This is a genomic window from Streptomyces sp. LUP47B, from assembly GCF_001746295.1.
Taxonomy (GTDB): domain Bacteria; phylum Actinomycetota; class Actinomycetes; order Streptomycetales; family Streptomycetaceae; genus Streptomyces.
Window position 1 is genome coordinate 98,749 of sequence record NZ_MJAH01000024.1, and the last position, 15,111, is coordinate 113,859.

The 15,111-nt window shown below is 71.4% G+C and carries 17 protein-coding genes; 10 read left to right on the plus strand and 7 right to left on the minus strand.

Features of this window, described 5'->3' with window-relative positions:
* Positions 1 to 136: 136 nt before the first annotated feature.
* Positions 137 to 1,105, minus strand: coding sequence for a diacylglycerol kinase family protein (locus tag BFN33_RS44465; protein ID WP_069765920.1), 969 nt, complete (start codon positions 1,103 to 1,105; stop codon positions 137 to 139).
* Positions 1,106 to 1,274: 169 nt separating this feature from the next.
* Here BFN33_RS44465 and BFN33_RS44470 point away from each other — a divergent pair, with 169 nt between their 5' ends.
* On the plus strand, positions 1,275 to 1,724 hold the full coding sequence (locus BFN33_RS44470; protein ID WP_069765921.1) for a hypothetical protein: 450 nt from the start codon (positions 1,275 to 1,277) through the stop codon (positions 1,722 to 1,724).
* Between the two features lie 516 nt (positions 1,725 to 2,240).
* On the opposite strand, the gene BFN33_RS44475 is transcribed toward BFN33_RS44470, so the two are convergent.
* The 3 genes from BFN33_RS44475 to BFN33_RS44485 form a co-directional block, all read right to left on the minus strand.
* Positions 2,241 to 3,386 carry an RNA polymerase sigma factor SigF gene (locus BFN33_RS44475; protein WP_079141344.1) on the minus strand — a complete coding sequence of 382 codons (1,146 nt, stop codon included), beginning with the start codon at positions 3,384 to 3,386 and terminating at the stop codon, positions 2,241 to 2,243.
* A gap of 17 nt (positions 3,387 to 3,403) precedes the next feature.
* The gene (locus BFN33_RS44480) at positions 3,404 to 3,817 is read right to left on the minus strand and encodes an anti-sigma regulatory factor (protein WP_004925829.1); all 414 of its coding nucleotides are present in this window, start codon (positions 3,815 to 3,817) and stop codon (positions 3,404 to 3,406) included.
* Positions 3,818 to 4,077: 260 nt separating this feature from the next.
* Positions 4,078 to 4,338: a UBP-type zinc finger domain-containing protein gene (locus tag BFN33_RS44485; RefSeq protein WP_069765922.1), complete on the minus strand. Its 261-nt coding sequence runs from the start codon at positions 4,336 to 4,338 to the stop codon at positions 4,078 to 4,080.
* A 90-nt stretch (positions 4,339 to 4,428) separates the two neighbouring features.
* Here BFN33_RS44485 and BFN33_RS44490 point away from each other — a divergent pair, with 90 nt between their 5' ends.
* Positions 4,429 to 6,024, plus strand: coding sequence for a Na+/H+ antiporter (locus BFN33_RS44490; RefSeq protein ID WP_069765923.1), 1,596 nt, complete (start codon positions 4,429 to 4,431; stop codon positions 6,022 to 6,024).
* 64 nt (positions 6,025 to 6,088) lie between these two features.
* Here the strand turns inward: BFN33_RS44490 and BFN33_RS44495 are convergent, their stop codons facing one another.
* Both BFN33_RS44495 and BFN33_RS44500 read right to left on the minus strand, forming a co-directional pair.
* Positions 6,089 to 7,000, minus strand: coding sequence for a 1-aminocyclopropane-1-carboxylate deaminase/D-cysteine desulfhydrase (locus tag BFN33_RS44495; protein ID WP_069765924.1), 912 nt, complete (start codon positions 6,998 to 7,000; stop codon positions 6,089 to 6,091).
* Between the two features lie 10 nt (positions 7,001 to 7,010).
* The gene (locus BFN33_RS44500; RefSeq protein WP_069765925.1) at positions 7,011 to 7,601 is read right to left on the minus strand and encodes an N-acetylmuramoyl-L-alanine amidase; all 591 of its coding nucleotides are present in this window, start codon (positions 7,599 to 7,601) and stop codon (positions 7,011 to 7,013) included.
* Between the two features lie 311 nt (positions 7,602 to 7,912).
* On the opposite strand from BFN33_RS44500, the gene BFN33_RS44505 reads away from it, so the two are divergent.
* The 8 genes from BFN33_RS44505 to BFN33_RS44540 all read left to right on the plus strand — a co-directional run bounded on the left by BFN33_RS44505 (position 7,913) and on the right by BFN33_RS44540 (position 14,363).
* The gene (locus BFN33_RS44505) at positions 7,913 to 9,319 is read left to right on the plus strand and encodes a family 2B encapsulin nanocompartment shell protein (protein ID WP_069765926.1); all 1,407 of its coding nucleotides are present in this window, start codon (positions 7,913 to 7,915) and stop codon (positions 9,317 to 9,319) included.
* A gap of 323 nt (positions 9,320 to 9,642) precedes the next feature.
* Positions 9,643 to 10,749, plus strand: coding sequence for a family 2 encapsulin nanocompartment cargo protein polyprenyl transferase (locus tag BFN33_RS44510; RefSeq protein ID WP_079141348.1), 1,107 nt, complete (start codon positions 9,643 to 9,645; stop codon positions 10,747 to 10,749).
* Positions 10,750 to 10,916: 167 nt separating this feature from the next.
* Complete coding sequence (locus BFN33_RS44515) at positions 10,917 to 11,522, plus strand: GNAT family N-acetyltransferase (protein WP_069765928.1); 606 nt, start codon at positions 10,917 to 10,919, stop codon at positions 11,520 to 11,522.
* Between the two features lie 366 nt (positions 11,523 to 11,888).
* Positions 11,889 to 12,086 (plus strand): hypothetical protein, encoded by a 198-nt coding sequence (locus BFN33_RS44520; protein ID WP_069765929.1) that lies wholly within the window; start codon positions 11,889 to 11,891, stop codon positions 12,084 to 12,086.
* A gap of 85 nt (positions 12,087 to 12,171) precedes the next feature.
* The gene (locus tag BFN33_RS44525; RefSeq protein ID WP_069765930.1) at positions 12,172 to 12,585 is read left to right on the plus strand and encodes a YciI family protein; all 414 of its coding nucleotides are present in this window, start codon (positions 12,172 to 12,174) and stop codon (positions 12,583 to 12,585) included.
* A gap of 5 nt (positions 12,586 to 12,590) precedes the next feature.
* Positions 12,591 to 13,796: an RNA polymerase sigma factor gene (locus tag BFN33_RS44530; protein WP_069765931.1), complete on the plus strand. Its 1,206-nt coding sequence runs from the start codon at positions 12,591 to 12,593 to the stop codon at positions 13,794 to 13,796.
* 10 nt (positions 13,797 to 13,806) lie between these two features.
* Positions 13,807 to 14,136: a DUF952 domain-containing protein gene (locus BFN33_RS44535; RefSeq protein WP_069765957.1), complete on the plus strand. Its 330-nt coding sequence runs from the start codon at positions 13,807 to 13,809 to the stop codon at positions 14,134 to 14,136.
* Positions 14,133 to 14,363, plus strand: coding sequence for a hypothetical protein (locus tag BFN33_RS44540; RefSeq protein WP_256123043.1), 231 nt, complete (start codon positions 14,133 to 14,135; stop codon positions 14,361 to 14,363). The genes BFN33_RS44535 and BFN33_RS44540 overlap by 4 nt, the downstream gene beginning before the upstream one ends.
* Here BFN33_RS44540 and BFN33_RS44545 read toward each other — a convergent pair.
* Positions 14,350 to 15,093 carry a VOC family protein gene (locus tag BFN33_RS44545; protein WP_069765932.1) on the minus strand — a complete coding sequence of 248 codons (744 nt, stop codon included), beginning with the start codon at positions 15,091 to 15,093 and terminating at the stop codon, positions 14,350 to 14,352. The two genes, BFN33_RS44540 and BFN33_RS44545, sit on opposite strands and share 14 nt — an antisense overlap.
* Positions 15,094 to 15,111: the final 18 nt, after the last annotated feature.

The window sequence follows — 15,111 nt, forward strand, 5'->3', positions numbered from 1 at the left end:
GCAAACCTCAGCGGCGGATACAACCCCTTCCGGAAAGTTTTTTTTGATTCCTCGGTGTCGACTAGGTCACAGCCGTACTTCCATGGGGTGGACCCTGGTCTAAACGTTCGAGTGAAAGGACTTTAGCCCCTTCTGCTCACACAATCACACGCAGTGCACGGCGTACGCCTGTGAACGTCACGCTCGTACGCAGTCCAAGGTGGTCGCCGTCCATCTGGAGGGGCAGAGGCACCTTCGAATGCAAGGTGAACTGGTCCAGGTCATGCAGGGACACGGCGTGCTTGCCACGGGGTCCGCGTTCGGGGGACGAAGTGAGCAACTGGGTGCCATATCGGGTGATCGCGGCCGTCGTCATACGGCTGAGCCCCAGTACGTCGAGGCCTTTATCGAACGAGGCCTTAGGTGACGCGTACATCGGGTGATTGCCGAGGAAGGTCCACGGAGAGGTGTTCGAGACTATGGAAAGGACCAGATCGGTCACCGGCTCCTCGTCCGGACGCTCCACGGTGATCGTCCCGTGCCGGCGGTGCGCCTCGCCGAAGAACTGGCGCAGCGCCTGGCGGACGTAGAGAGCGTGGGTGGACTTCCTGCCGCGCTCACGCTGCTGCTCGACCCGCCCGACCACACCGGCGTCGAATCCGAGCCCCGCGTTGAAGGTGAACCAGCGTCCCGGGACGGCCTCGTCCTCGGTGCCCGGCGTACCGGAGGCCAGACCCAGGCCGACCGTACGCTCGCCGCCGTCGCGCAGCGCGTCCAGGAGGGCGCCGGTTGCCTCGACGGCGTCGTTGGGCAGGCCGAGGGCTCGGGCGAAGACGTTGGTGGAGCCGCCGGGGACCACGGCGAGGCCGGGGAGGTGCTCGGGGGCGGGGCCGGCGTGCAGGAGACCGTTGACCACCTCGTTGACCGTGCCGTCGCCGCCCAGGGCCACGACCAGGTCGATGTCCTTGCTCTCCGCGGCCTGCCTGCCCAGGTCGCGCGCGTGGCCGCGGTACTCGGTGGTGACCGCTTCCAGTTTCATCTCGCTCGCGAGCGCGTGGATCAGGACATCGCGCGTACGTGCGCTTGTGGTGGTTGCCGCCGGATTGACCACGAGAAGTGCACGCATGGGTTGCAGCGTACCTACTGGGTGGTACCGGGCACAGGCCGAGGTAGGGATCACGTAAGACTCCGGTGCGTGAACCTTGCCACGGGGGCGTGAGGCAACCCGCGTGCGGCGGTGTGCGTTGCCCGCTCCTCACCCGTGAGGCGCCGGGGACGAGGGCTACCCTTCAGGGGTGAGCAGCGAGCAGACCCCCGCCACCCCCGAGACCGCCGGTCCGCGCCCGCGGCGCCTGACCTACGCCGCCGCCCTGGCCGCACTGGAAGGGCTCGCGCTCGTCGCGGGCGGCGTCTGGATGCTCGTGGAGGGCCTCGTCGGTGACCCGGACGACCGGCCGTCGGCCGTCACCGGGGGTGTCACGCTGATCGTCCTCGCGCTGCTGCCGCTCCTCGCCGCGCGTGGGCTGCTGGCCCGGCGCAGCTGGAGCCGGGGGCCGGCCGTCATCACGCAGATCATGGCCCTGCCCGTCGCCTACAACCTCCTCCGGGCCGACAGCGTGGCGATCCCGGCGGGCATCGCCCTCGCGGTCGTCGCGGTGGCCGCGCTGATCCTCCTGATCAACCCGGCGACGACCCAGGCCCTCGGCATCAGGGGCCCGGGACGGGCACAGGACGGCAAGCAGTAGCGGTAGAGGTGCGGGCGGCGTACGCCCACCGGTGGGCGAGCCGCGGCTGCCGGCTCTGCGTGCCGAGGCGGCGGGCAGCGGCCGTAGGGCTCTCGGCGGCTGCATGGTCGCGGCGAGTCGTCGCAGCCGCTCCCGGGTACGGGCGTCGGATCGATCCGCGGGCGAGCGTCGTGGAACCCGGGTGCGTACGGCGAGTGCGGTGCCGGTGGGCACCGCGGCCGTCGATCTGTGCATGGCACTCGGCCGGGGCGGCGGTGGCACGGGGCGAGCGTGGGGCGGTGGGTGCCGTGGCTGTCAGTCTGGTGGTGCACGGCCGCCGGTCGAGGGCGGCGTTGGAACCTGAAGGGGTGGCGAGCGTCGAGCCGTCGCCCCAGAGCGCCGGTGGCGTCGCATGGCAGACGCGGTGGACGGGCTCCGGCCTGCTCCCCGGCCCGAGGGCGGCGCCCGGTGGGGAGCGGTGACGTCGGGCCCGTAGTGGAGGTCGCCGGTCTCGGAGCCGTTCTCCGAGGGCTGGGCCTACTCCTCCACCAGCAGCTTCTCCCGGAGCTGGGCCAGGGTGCGGGCCAGCAGGCGGGAGACGTGCATCTGGGAGATGCCGACTTCCTGGGCGATCTGCGACTGGGTCATGTTGCCGAAGAAGCGGAGGAGGAGGATTCGCTTCTCGCGCGGAGGAAGATCCTCGAGCAGCGGCTTGAGCGACTCCCGGTACTCGACGCCTTCCAGCGCCTCGTCCTCCGAGCCGAGGGTGTCCGCCACCGCCGGCGACTCGTCGTCCGTGTCGGGGACGTCCAGGGACAGGGTGGAGTACGCGTTGGCGGACTCCAGGCCCTCCAGGACCTCTTCCTCCGAGATGGCCAGCTTCTCGGCCAGCTCATGGACCGTGGGGGAGCGGCCGTGCTGTTGGGAGAGTTCCGCCGTGGCCGTCGTGAGAGCCAGGCGCAGTTCCTGCAGGCGCCGCGGCACCCGCACCGCCCAGCCCTTGTCGCGGAAGTGGCGCTTGATCTCACCCACGACCGTGGGGGTCGCGTAGGTCGAGAACTCCACCCCGCGGTCCGGGTCGAATCGGTCGACCGACTTGATCAGGCCGATGGTGGCGACCTGGGTCAGGTCGTCCAGCGGCTCGCCGCGGTTGCGGAAGCGGCGCGCGAGGTGCTCGACGAGCGGCAGGTGCATCCGGACCAGCCTGTTGCGCAGCTCCGCGTACTCCGGGCTGCCGTCCTTCAGGGCGCGCAGCTCGACGAACAGGGCGCGTGCCCCGCTGCGGTCCTGGGGATCGTGCCGCGGGACCGGCGTGTTGTTCGCGCCCGCCACGCCGTCCTCTGCGTTTCGCTCGTGCTCGCTCATCGTCCCGCCCGTTGCCCTTCCACGAGCCCTCGCCTCCGTCCGCACCGGGACGACCCCGGCCGGCCCTGCCGGAGGCGCACCCTGCACGGCACCTTTCCGATCACGCTGCCCGTCGTCCAGGAGGCCGGTCGCCGTGGTGTCGACGGCGCCCTGCTCCGGATGCGGCCGGGCCTGCTCGGGGATGCCGTCGATGCCGTCCGCCATGCGTCGGGAACCGCCGGGGCCGTCGTCGCCCAGGCTGTCGGCGCCGCTCGGGCAAGGAAGGCGGTGTCCGCCCTCGGCCGGCAGCTCCCGTGTGCCGCGCTCTTCGTCCCGCACCGGCCCGTCCCCGTTCCTCACGCCGGCCCGGGTCCCGCGCCGCGCTGTTTGTAGAGGCTGATCGAAACGGTCTTGTCCTCGTCCACGGCCGACGAGACCTTGCCCGCGAGGGCCGAGAGGACGGTCCAGGCGAAGGTGTCCCGCGAGGGTGCGTGACCGTCCGTGGTCGGGGCCGAGACGGTGACCTCCAGCGAGTCGTCGACGAGTCGGAAGACACAGCTGAGCACCGAGCCGGGCACGGCCTGCTGGAGCAGGATCGCGCAGGCCTCGTCCACCGCGATGCGCAGGTCCTCGATCTCGTCGAGGGTGAAGTCCAAACGGGCTGCGAGGCCGGCCGTGGCCGTCCGCAGCACCGACAGGTAGGCACCCGCGGCCGGCAGCCGGACTTCCACGAAGTCCTGGGTCGCGGGCTCGCCTGCGATCTGGGACACCCTCACCTCCAAGGTGGTACAAGCTTTACGGGGGCCGAGGGTCGCCCCCCGGAGTAACGCGAAGTGTGGTTCAGCGGTGACGCTACCGCGCTCTCGGCTTTCCTGTCCCCGGGACCCCAACCCCTTGCCGTCACTCACAGTAAAACTGTGAACACGCTCCGTGTCTAGGGGTTTGCGGCTCCAATTGGGAAGAACGCGCGCCGGGTTGACGTACCCAGACGTCAGACGGTCGAACCGTCCTGGAACCCGACGATCCAGGGTCACACAAGGACATGGTCCACGAAGCACCAACGCCAGTTCTCACCCGGTTCGTGGGTCCGCATGATCGGGTGGTCGGAGTCCTTGTGGTGCTTCGTCGCGTGTTGTCCCGGCGAGGAGTCGCAGCAGCCGACGTGACCGCAGGACAGGCACAGCCGCAGTTGTACCGGGTGGGTACCGTCCCTCAGGCACTCCGGACACGTGTCGGCCAGCGGCTCGGGTTCCGGGTGCGGCAGCGCCTCGGCGTGCGTGCACTGTTTCATGATTGCCAGGTTACGACGGCCGCGCGGGCGGACGCGCACAAAATCGACGAGGGGCGGGCGCACGACGATGAGCGAGGGCGGGCGAGGGCCATGGACGTGATGCCACTGCTGTTGCTGGTGGCGGGGAGCGCGGCGATCGCCGCGGCCGCCCGACGCACCCCGATTCCGGCGCCACTGCTGCTGGTCGCGGCCGGCCTGGTGATCTCGTACGTCCCCGGGGTCCCGGAGTACACGCTCGACCCGGACGTCGTCCTGCCCATCATCCTGCCGCCGCTGCTGCACTCCGCGGCAACCGACAGCTCCTATCTCGACCTCAGGGCGCAAATGCGGCCCGTGGCGCTGCTGTCGGTGGGATACGTGCTCTTCGCGACCATCGTCGTCGGCTGGGCGGCGTACCAGATCGTGCCGGGGCTGTCCCTGACCGGGGCTCTCGTGCTGGGGGCCGTGGTGGCGCCGCCGGACGCGGTCGCGGCGACGGCGGTGGCACGCCGCGTGGGGCTGCCGTCCCGGATCACGACCATCCTCCAGGGCGAGTCCCTGGTGAACGACGCCACCGCGATCACCGCCTACCGCGTCGCGCTCGCGGCCGCGGTGGGCGAGGGCGCGACCTGGGCGGGCGGCATCGGCGAGTTCCTGCTCGCGGCGGTCGGCGGCGTCGCGGTCGGCCTGGTGCTGATGGTGCCGATCCACTGGCTGCGCACGCATCTCAAGGAGCCGCTGCTGCAGAACACGCTCTCCCTGCTGATCCCGTTCGTCGCCTACGCGGCGGCCGAGCAGTTCCACGCGTCCGGGGTGCTCGCGGTGGTCGTGGTGGCGCTGTTCCTCGGACACCGCGCGTGGGAGGTCGACTTCGCGACCCGCCTCCAGGAGGCCGCCGTCTGGAAAATGGTTGCCTTCGTCCTCGAATCGTCGGTGTTCGCCCTCATCGGGCTGCAACTGCCCGTCGTGCTGAAGGGCCTCGGACCGTACGAGGGCGGCCGCGCCGCCTGGTACGCGGTCGCCGTCTTCCTCGTGGTCGTCGTGTCGAGGTTCGTCTGGGTCTATCCCGCGACCTTCCTGCCGCGCATGCTCTCCGCGCGGATCCGCAAGCGCGAGGACAATCCCACCTGGAAGGCGCCGTTCGTCATCGCCTGGGCCGGGATGCGGGGCGTGGTCTCGCTGGCGATCGCCTTCTCGATCCCGGAGCACCTGCACAACGGAGAACCGTTCGCCGGCCGCAACCTGATCCTCTTCCTCACCTTCACCACGGTCATCGGCACCCTCGTCGTCCAGGGCGTCACCCTGCCTCCGCTGATCCGCTTGCTCAAGCTCCCCGGCCGCGATCAGCAGGCCGAGACCCTGGCCGAGGCCAACGCCCAGGCGCAGGCCTCCAGGGCCGCCGAACGCCGCCTGGACGAACTCCTCTCCGACGAGCGCAACGCGCTCCCACCGCCCCTCGCCGACCGCCTGCGCATGGTCCTGGACCGGCGCCGCAACGCCGTGTGGGAGCGTCTCGGCCAGTCCAACCCCCTCACCGGCGAGACCGTCGACGACACCTACCGCCGGCTGTCCGGGGAGATGATCGGCGCCGAGCGCGCGGTGTTCGTGAAGCTGCGGGACCTGCGCTACATCGACGACGAGATGCTGCGGACACTGCTGCGCAGGCTGGACCTGGAGGAGGCGGCGGCGTATCGGGAGGCGGAGTGAGGCGGCGGTCCAGCGTGGGCGGCACCGCCGGTCGTGGCGGCCAACAGCCGCCTGTCCGCCCTCCTCAGACCTGCTGAGGTGTCCCCGTGACGACCGCCACGACGGTCGAGCCGCGCGGGAAGGCGCCTTCGTCTGTCAGGACGACAAGTCCGTACAGCAACTTGGCGACATAAAGACGCTCGACGGGCACACCGTGCCGTTCCTCGAAGTCCTCGGCGAACGCTTCGAGTTCGGGAGTGGTGCGGGCGTAACCGCCGAAGTGGAAGCGGTCGTCGAGCCGCCAGTCGCCGCGCGGACCGCCGAAGGCCTGGTGCTGGAGGGCACTTATGTCCGCCGTCAGGAAGCCGCCTCTCAGGACCGGTACGCCCAGGGCGCGCTGGTCCGGGGAGAGGCCCGCGGCCAGGCCCGCGAGGGTGCCGCCGGTGCCGCAGGCGATCGCGACGACGTCCGCCCGCCCCGACAGCTCCTCGCCGAGCGCGCGGCACCCCCGTACGGCGAGGGTGTTGCTGCCGCCCTCAGGGACGACGTACGCGGCCTCTGCGTCCGCCGCGCGCAGCACGCGCGCGAGGACGTCCGGTTCGGTCTTGCGGCGGTACGTCGACCTGTCGACGAAGTGCAGTCGCATGCCGTCCGCCGTGCAGCGGGCCAGAGAGGGGTTCAGGGGGCGGTCGGCGAGTTCCTGGCCGCGGACCAGGCCGATCGTGGGCAGGCCGAGGAGTCGGCCCGCGGCCGCCGAGGCGCGCAGGTGGTTCGAGTACGCGCCGCCGAAGGTGAGGATCGGACGGCCCGCGGCGGCCGTGAGGTTCGGGGCGAGTTTGCGCCACTTGTTGCCGACGAGGTCCGGGTGGATCAGGTCGTCGCGCTTGAGGAGGAGCCGGACGCCCCGGCGGGTGAAGCGCTCGTCCTCGACCTCCTGCAGCGGCGACGGGAGCCGGGGACGCAGGGTGGTGAGGTCGGGGACGCCGGGGCTGGACACCGCTTCATTGTCACTTGAGGCGGTCCCGGATGCGCGCCCGCATCGAGGCCATCGTGAAGCCCCGCGGATCCACCTTTCCCGGCTGCCACTCCAGGTGTCCGATGACCGACCGTTCCGTCCAGCCGTGGTGGCGGCACACCGCGGCGGAGACCCGCTCGATCGCCGTCAGCTGGGCCGCCGGCCAGGGGTCCTCGCCGTCGCCGAGGTTCTCGCACTCGAAGCCGTAGAAGTGGCGGTTGCCGTCCGTGTTGGCCTCGTTGTCGAGGGGGAGCGCCTTCTCCGCGATCACCGCGCGCAGGACGTCGTCGTCGCCCAGGCCGGCGTGGTTGGCGCGGCCGTAGCCGACGAGATGGACGGTGCCGTCCTTGGTGATGACCCCGTGACAGAGCGGGCCGGGCAGGCCCGTGTAGCCCTTGCGGCACAGCTCCACCGTCGCCGCGCTGCCCTTCGTCACCGTGTGATGGATCATCACGCCGTGCACCGGACCCCAGGCGCCGACGTGGTTGCGGTTGTGGTGCTCCCAGTCGCCGACCTCGACGACGGTGGCGCCCTCCGCCCGCAGGACGGCCAGGAATCTGTCCGCGGACATGGGTGAGGCCATGGCCCCTCCTTCGCACTGCGCACCGGCCGCCGACCGCGCCCGGCTCGTACCGTTGCTTGTACCGAAAACGGCGGACTCCGACTCCTGGATCGCACAGCGTGCGAGCCGATTCGGACAGACAAATTCCGTTCCCGGACGTGGACTTGATCTGTCGTCAGTGGACATGAACCGCGCATATGCCCAGCCTCGCGATGATCCATTCCCGCTCGTTCGTGTAATAGCACCGCCACGCTCCGTAAGGAAGGCTTGTCCCTGCACACGATGCCCGGGAGCAGATCGCGTTCGGGCATGTACCGGGAGGGCAATTCCTTATGTCGGTAGGCGAAGAGGTCCGCACCCAGCAGGACCGGCCGCAGCAGAGTCTCGGCACGGCGGCCGCGCGGAACCTGGCCACCACCACCAAGTCCGCACCCCAGATGCAGGAGATCAGCTCCCGCTGGCTGCTGCGCATGCTGCCCTGGGTGAACGTCCAGGGCGGCACGTACCGGGTGAACCGACGACTGAGCTACGCCGTGGGCGACGGCCGGGTGACCTTCGTGAAGACCGGAGACCGGGTCGAGGTGATCCCCGCCGAGCTGCGCGAGCTGCCGGCGCTGAGGTCGTACGAGGACGACGAGGTGCTCTCCGAGCTCGCCCGCCGCTGCCAGCAGCGGGAGTTCACCCCGGGCTCGGTGATCGCCTCGTTCGGCGCCCAGGCCGACGAGGTGTACCTGCTGGCGCACGGCAGGGTGGAGAAGGTCGGCACCGGCCCCTACGGCGACGACGCGGTCCTCGGAGTTCTCGCCGACGGTGCCTACTTCGGCGACCAGGCGCTCCTCGACCCGGACGCCATCTGGGAGTACACCGCCCGCGCGGCCACCGCCTGCACGGTCCTCGTGCTGCCCCGCCAGGACGTCGAGCAGGTGGCCGAGCGTTCCGACGCCCTGCGCGAGCACCTCCGGGAACAGCGCGCGATCCCCTCGCAGCGCACCAACAAGTACGGCGAGAAGGAGATCGACCTCGCGGCTGGCCATGACGGCGAGCCCGACATCCCGCACACCTTCGTCGACTACGACGCCAGTCCGCGTGAGTACGAGCTGAGCATCGCCCAGACCGTCCTGCGCATCCACACGCGGGTGGCCGACCTCTACAACCAGCCGATGAACCAGACGGAACAGCAGATCCGGCTGACCGTCGAGGCACTCAAGGAGCGCCAGGAGCACGAACTCGTCAACAACCGCGAGTTCGGACTGCTGAACAACTGCGAGTACGACCAGCGGCTCCAGCCGCACGACGGCGTGCCCAGCCCCGACGACCTCGACGAGCTGCTCAGCCGCCGCCGGGGCACCAAGCTGCTGCTCGCCCACCCACGCGCGATCTCCGCGATCGGCCGTGAGCTCAACAAGCGCGGACTGGTCCCAGAGACCATCGACATGGGCGGCAACCGCATCCCCACCTGGCGCGGGGTGCCGATCTACCCGTGCAACAAGATCCCGGTCACCCCGGAGCGGACGACGTCGATCATCGCCATGCGTACCGGCGAGGCCGACCAGGGCGTCATCGGCCTTCAGCAGGCCGGTATCCCGGACGAGATCGAGCCGAGTCTGTCGGTGCGGTTCATGGGCATCAACGAGCAGTCGATCATCAAGTACCTCGTGACGGCCTACTACTCGGCGGCGGTGCTGGTGCCGGACGCGCTCGGCGTCCTGGAGAACGTCGAGATCGGCCGCTGGAGGTGACGTCCCCGCACCTGGGAGGCGTGTCCCCGCCCACCGGGGCGGAGAGACCTGGGTGGAACGCGCCCACCCACAGCGGAAGCACCACCGTCCGCGGCCTGACCGAGGGGGGTTCCATGGCCGAGTTCACGAAGGGGACGCAGGCGTGGGCGACAGAGAGGGCGGAGGCACGGGTGCCGACGGCCGGGGGGACGGAGGCGGCGACCACCGGGCGTACCGGGGAGCGGGTACAGCCCGGCGAGACGGACCCGCTTGACGGGCTCCAGATACGTTCTCACCAGGGGGCTGAGGCGTGCTCGCTTCACGGGTTGGAGGTACCGGCCGAGATGCCTCCGCTTCACGGCCCTGACCCGCGCCCCGAGACGTCTCCGCCTCACGGCCCCGCCCACCGCTCCGGGACCCCTCCGCTCGACGGCCAGGAGGCCGGGGTGATCCTGGAGCGGGTCCGGGCGTCGGTGGATCCCGAGTTGCGGTCCGCCCTGGAGTCGTTGCCCGGTTCCCTGCGCAGGGTCGCGCTCTACCACTTCGGCTGGGAGCACGCCGACGGCACCCCGGCGGCGGGCAACGCGGGCAAGGCGATACGGCCCGCACTCGTCCTGACCGCGGCCGCCGCCCTCGGAGGTGACCGGGCGAGGGCGGCGGCCGTCCGGGCGGCCGTGGCGGTGGAGCTGGTCCACAACTTCACGTTGCTGCACGACGACGTGATGGACCGCGACACCACCCGCAGGCACCGGCCCACCGCGTGGACGGTGTTCGGCGACGCCGACGCGATCCTCGCCGGGGATGCCCTGCAGGCGCTGGCGCTCCGGCTGCTGGCAGAGGACCCGCACCCCGCTGCGGGAGCGGCCGCGGCCCGGCTCGCGGGCTGCGTGGTCGAGCTGTGCGAGGGCCAGCACGAGGACACCGCCATGGAGGCACTCGACCCCGGCGAGGTCACCCTCGCCCAGGTGCTGGTCATGGCCGAGGCCAAGACGGGGGCGCTGCTCGGGTGCGCCTGTGCCCTCGGGGCGCTGTACGCGGGAGCGTCCGCCGAGGAGGTCGGGGCGATGGACGCGTTCGGCCGGGAGGCCGGGCTCGCGTTCCAGCTGATCGACGACGTGATCGGCATATGGGGCGACCCGAGCCGTACCGGCAAGCCGGCCGGCGCGGACCTCGCCGCCCGCAAGAAGTCTCTCCCGGTGGTCGCCGCGCTCACCTCCGGCACGGCGGCGGCCGCGGAACTGGCCGCGCTGTACGCGGCGCCGTACGACGAGGGCGAGTTGGCGCGTACGGCTCTCGCCGTCGAGGAGGCCGGCGGGCGCGACTGGGCGCAGGTGCAGGCCGCCGACCGGATGGCCCGGGCGATGGGGCAGCTGGCCCGTGCGGTGCCCGATCCGGAAGCGGCGGGCGGGCTGCTGTCCCTCGCGGAGTTCGTGACGCGGCGCAGCGCCTGAGACGACCGGACCGTCCGGTACCGTGCGGTCCTGACCCCGCGCGGCCCTCCGGGGGCTCCGGCCGGCGGGTCCCGCACATCCCCACGGTGTGCGGGGCCCGTTTCCGTACTCACCGGATAGTCTCAACATCCTTGTGGCCAAGGGTGGTTGAGACAAAGGGGTGGGGCATGGGTGTGGCGATACGGACGGCCGGCGCAGACGAGCGCGAGTTGGTCGCGCGGCTGCTGGACTCGGCCTTCCAGGACGATCCGGTCAGTGGGTGGATCTTTTCGGGAGAGGAGGAGCGCCGGACGATCCACCCCCGGTTGATGGCCGCGTTCGTCGACATCGTGCTCGCCGAGGGGCGGGTGGATGTCACGGAGGACGGGGCGGCGTGCGCGTTGTGGCTGCCGGTGCCGGCCGAGAGCGTTGACGGGCATGACGACGAGGACGGGTTCGCGCAGTTGCGGGAGGCTCTCGATCCGGGCAATGAGCGGATCGAGTTGATCGGGCGGCTCACCGCGGAGGTGCATCCGTCGGGACGGGCGCACGAGTATTTGTGGATGGTCGGGGTGGCTCCGGAGCGGCAGGGGGAGGGCCTCGGGACCGCGCTCATCGGGGCGGTTCTGGAGCGGTGCGACCGGGAGACGGTGCCCGCCTATCTGGAGGCGAGCAGCGCGCGGAGCCGGGGGCTGTACGAGCGGCTCGGCTTCGAGCTGGTGGGGCGGCCGCTCGACCTGCCGGACGGACCTTCGATGTGGCCCATGTGGCGCGAGCCGCGCGCTGCGCGATAGCGCCGGGCGGGTCGTCGTGCGGTTGCGGTCGGGTGGGGGCCGGCCGCGCCCGCGCGGTGGTGGCCGCAGTTTCCATGCGGCCCGTGCCGCGAGTAGGGGCTGGTCGCGCTCACGCGACGGCAGCCGCAGATTCAGCTCGCCGGCGAACAGCGCGACGATATCGACGAACTCGTCATCAAGACCCACCCGGTCGTGCTCGGCGGCGGCATGCCGATGTTCGCCGCGGACTTCCCGTCGCGGGGTTCGCGCTCGACGAGGTCCGCCGCCTCGACCACCGCGTCCTGCTGCGGACGTACAGCAAGGGCTGACGGCAGGAAGGGCTGACGGCGGGAAGCGCCCGTGGCCCCCTCGCTCTACCCTGAAGGCATGGACAGCGACGAACACGTCTGTCCCGTCTGCGGACAGCCGGTACAGACAGTCGTACGGCGTCACAAGACGCTGGGTGCGTGGGTCCCCGTGTGGGTCGGCGGCCCGTGCCACAACCCGGAGTGCGAGGCGAACGCCGACAGGGTCACCGCGCCCGGCGAGGACCACGGTGGCGCCCCCGCCGGAAAAAGTTCCTGAAGCCGTGTCGAGAATCCGTCCCCGGCTCCGACGTCCCCCGTGAGAGCCGCCCGCACGGGGCGGCCGAAGCCCAAGGAGCGGAATCATGAAGTACCTGGTCATGGTGCAGGGGACGCAGGCCGACTACGAAGCCATGCGCGGCAAGGGCTCCGAGCACTCCCCGGCCTGGAGCGAGCAGGAGATCCAGACGATGTACGCGTTCATGAGCGCCGTCAACGACGACCTGTCCGAGACCGGCGAGCTGCTCGACGCTCAGGGGCTCGCCGAGCCCGCGAAGGTACGGCACGTCAGCCGGGACGCGGACGGCAAGGCCGTGATCACCGACGGGCCGTACAGCGAGACCAAGGAGCTGCTGTGCGGCTACTGGGTGCTGGAGTGCGAGAGCCTGGAGCGCGTCTCGGAGATCGCCGAGCGCATCGCCCAGTGCCCCCAGCCCGCCGGCGCCCCCGACTACCCGGTGGTGATCCGGCCCATCCTGGACGGCGCCGGGGACATCTGAGGACCGTGCGCGGAACCACCGAGACCGAGGACCTGCTGCGCCTGCACGCGCCGCAGGTCCTCGGCGCGCTGGTCAGGCGGTACGGCCATTTCGACGCCGCCGAGGACGCCGTACAGGAGGCCCTGCTCGCCGCGGCCGGGCAGTGGCCGTCGGCAGGGGTGCCCGGCAATCCGCGCGGTTGGCTCATCAAGGTGGCCTCGCGGCGGCTGACCGACGCGCTGCGTGCGGAGGAGGCGCGGCGGGCGCGGGAGGAGCGGGTGGCGGCGCTGAGCGTGCGGGACACGACCGTCGCCGGCCGTGCGCCGCGCGAGGACGACACCCTGTCCCTGCTGTTCCTGTGCTGCCATCCGCAGCTCACCGCGTCCGCGCAGATCGCGCTCACCCTGCGCGCGGTCGGTGGTCTGACCACGGCGGAGATCGCGCGGGCGTATCTCGTCCCCGAGGCGACCATGGCCCAGCGCATCAGCCGGGCCAAACAGAAGGTGCGGGGCGTCGGTTTCGGCCGGCCGGAGAACTGGGAGGAGCGGCTGCCCGCCGTCCTGCAGACCCTCTACCTGATCTTCAACGAGGGTCACACGGCGACCTCGGGTCCGGCCCTCCAGCGGCGCGACCTCGCGGGCGAGGCGATCCGTCTGACTCGCACGGTCCACCGTCTCCTGCCCGACGACTGCGAGATCACGGGCCTGCTCGCCCTGCTGCTCCTCACCGACGCCCGCCGCGACGCCCGCACCGGCCCCGACGGCGACCTGGTTCCTCTCGACGAACAGGACCGCGCCCGCTGGGACAAGGCGGCGATCGAGGAGGGCGTCGCGCTGGTCACCCGGGCGCTGGCCCGCCGCCGTGCCGGGCCCTACCAGATCCGCGCGGCCATCGCCGCCGTACACGACGAGGCGCCCGCACCGGAGGCGACCGACTGGCAGGAGATCCTCGGCCTGTACGACGTTCTCGTACGGCTCGTGCCCGGGCCCGTGGAGCGGCTGAACCGGGCGGTCGCGGTCGCGATGGTGCACGGTCCGGAGGCGGGGCTCGCGGAACTCGAAGACCTGGACGACGAGTTGGGGCACCGGCTGGGCGCGGTGCGTGCGCATCTGCTGGAGCGGGCAGGTTCCCACGACGAGGCGCGTGCCGCGTACGAGTCGGCGGCGGCGAAGACCCTGAGCCTGCCCGAGCAGCGCTATTTGCAGGGGCGGGCGGCCCGGCTGAGGCCCTAACGTGGACCCCATGTCCACGACACCCATCCTGCACCTCACGGAACGCTCCCTGTGGGACGAGGCGCGCGCCCGGGGCACGTACGAGATGTCCACGCGCGGCCGCACCGTCCAGGAGGAGGGGTTCATCCACTGCTCGACGCGCGAGCAACTGCCCGCCGTCGCCGCCTTCCTGTACGGCTCCTACGACGGTCCCGACGAACTGGTGCTCCTCGTCATCGACCCCGCCCGGCTGGACGTACCACTGAAGTACGAGGCCCCCGAGCCCGGTGCCGAGGAGTTCCCGCACGTCTACGGGCCGATCCCGGTGGATGCCGTCGTCGACGTGGAGCCGTGGGGGTGAGCGGTCGCCGTCGCTTATGGCGCCGGATCCTGCTGGTGTGGGCGGTCCTCGTGGTCGCGGCGGGTGGGCTGACGCTCTGGCTCCAGGACTCGGACGAGCCGTCGGGGCCGTACGTGTGGGAGCGGGCGAGTCCGACGCCCTCGCTCCCGGAAGGGTGGGAGACGGCGTGCTCCCGCTCCACGCCCGACGCGCAGGGCCGGACCCTGTGCTTCTTCAGGACCCGCTAGGCAGCCCGCCCGTCTCCGGGTCCCGGCCCGTCAGGCAGTAGGTGCCGCCCGCCGGGTCCCTCATCACCGTCCAGCTCCTGCCCTCGGCGACGAACTCGGCGCCCAGGCGCTCGTGTTCGGCCCGCGTCGCCCCGATGTCCGCGCAGGCGAGGTCCAGATGGGCGGAGACGGGGCGTTCCTCGTCGAGGCGCTGGAGGAGGATGCGGACCGGGAGGCCGGCCGGCGGCGTGAGCACATGGAATTCGGGGAGCGAGCCGGAGCGGGATTCCCAGTCGGGCAACAGGGCGGCCCAGAAGGCTACTTCGGCGTCGTGGAGGGAGGGCGGGATGTCGAGGCAGACCTGGTCGAGGCGGGTGCCGCGGACCACCGGCGGGCGGGTCGACTGCCCGCGCCAGGGATTGGCGCAGAACAACTGGCCGGCGGGGGAGCGGAGCACGACCAACGTGCCCTGGTCGGCGACCACATGCGCGCCGAGCGCCTCCGCGGCCTTGGCGAACTTCCGCACGTCGTCCACGCAGAAGTCGAGATGGGCACCGCCGGGTCCGGAGGCGACGGCCTGGACCTTGACGCAGGCGTCGGCCCCGCCGGGCGGCAGGAGGGTCACGAACTCCCGCCGCTCGCCCCGCGGTTCGGACAACCGGGTGCCGGTGGCGCCGGTCCAGAAGTCGCAGGCCTGAGCGAATCGTGACACGGGCCGGTCAACGAAGGCGTACGTCCAGCGGGTAGTCATGCCGTGATCGTAGGCGCC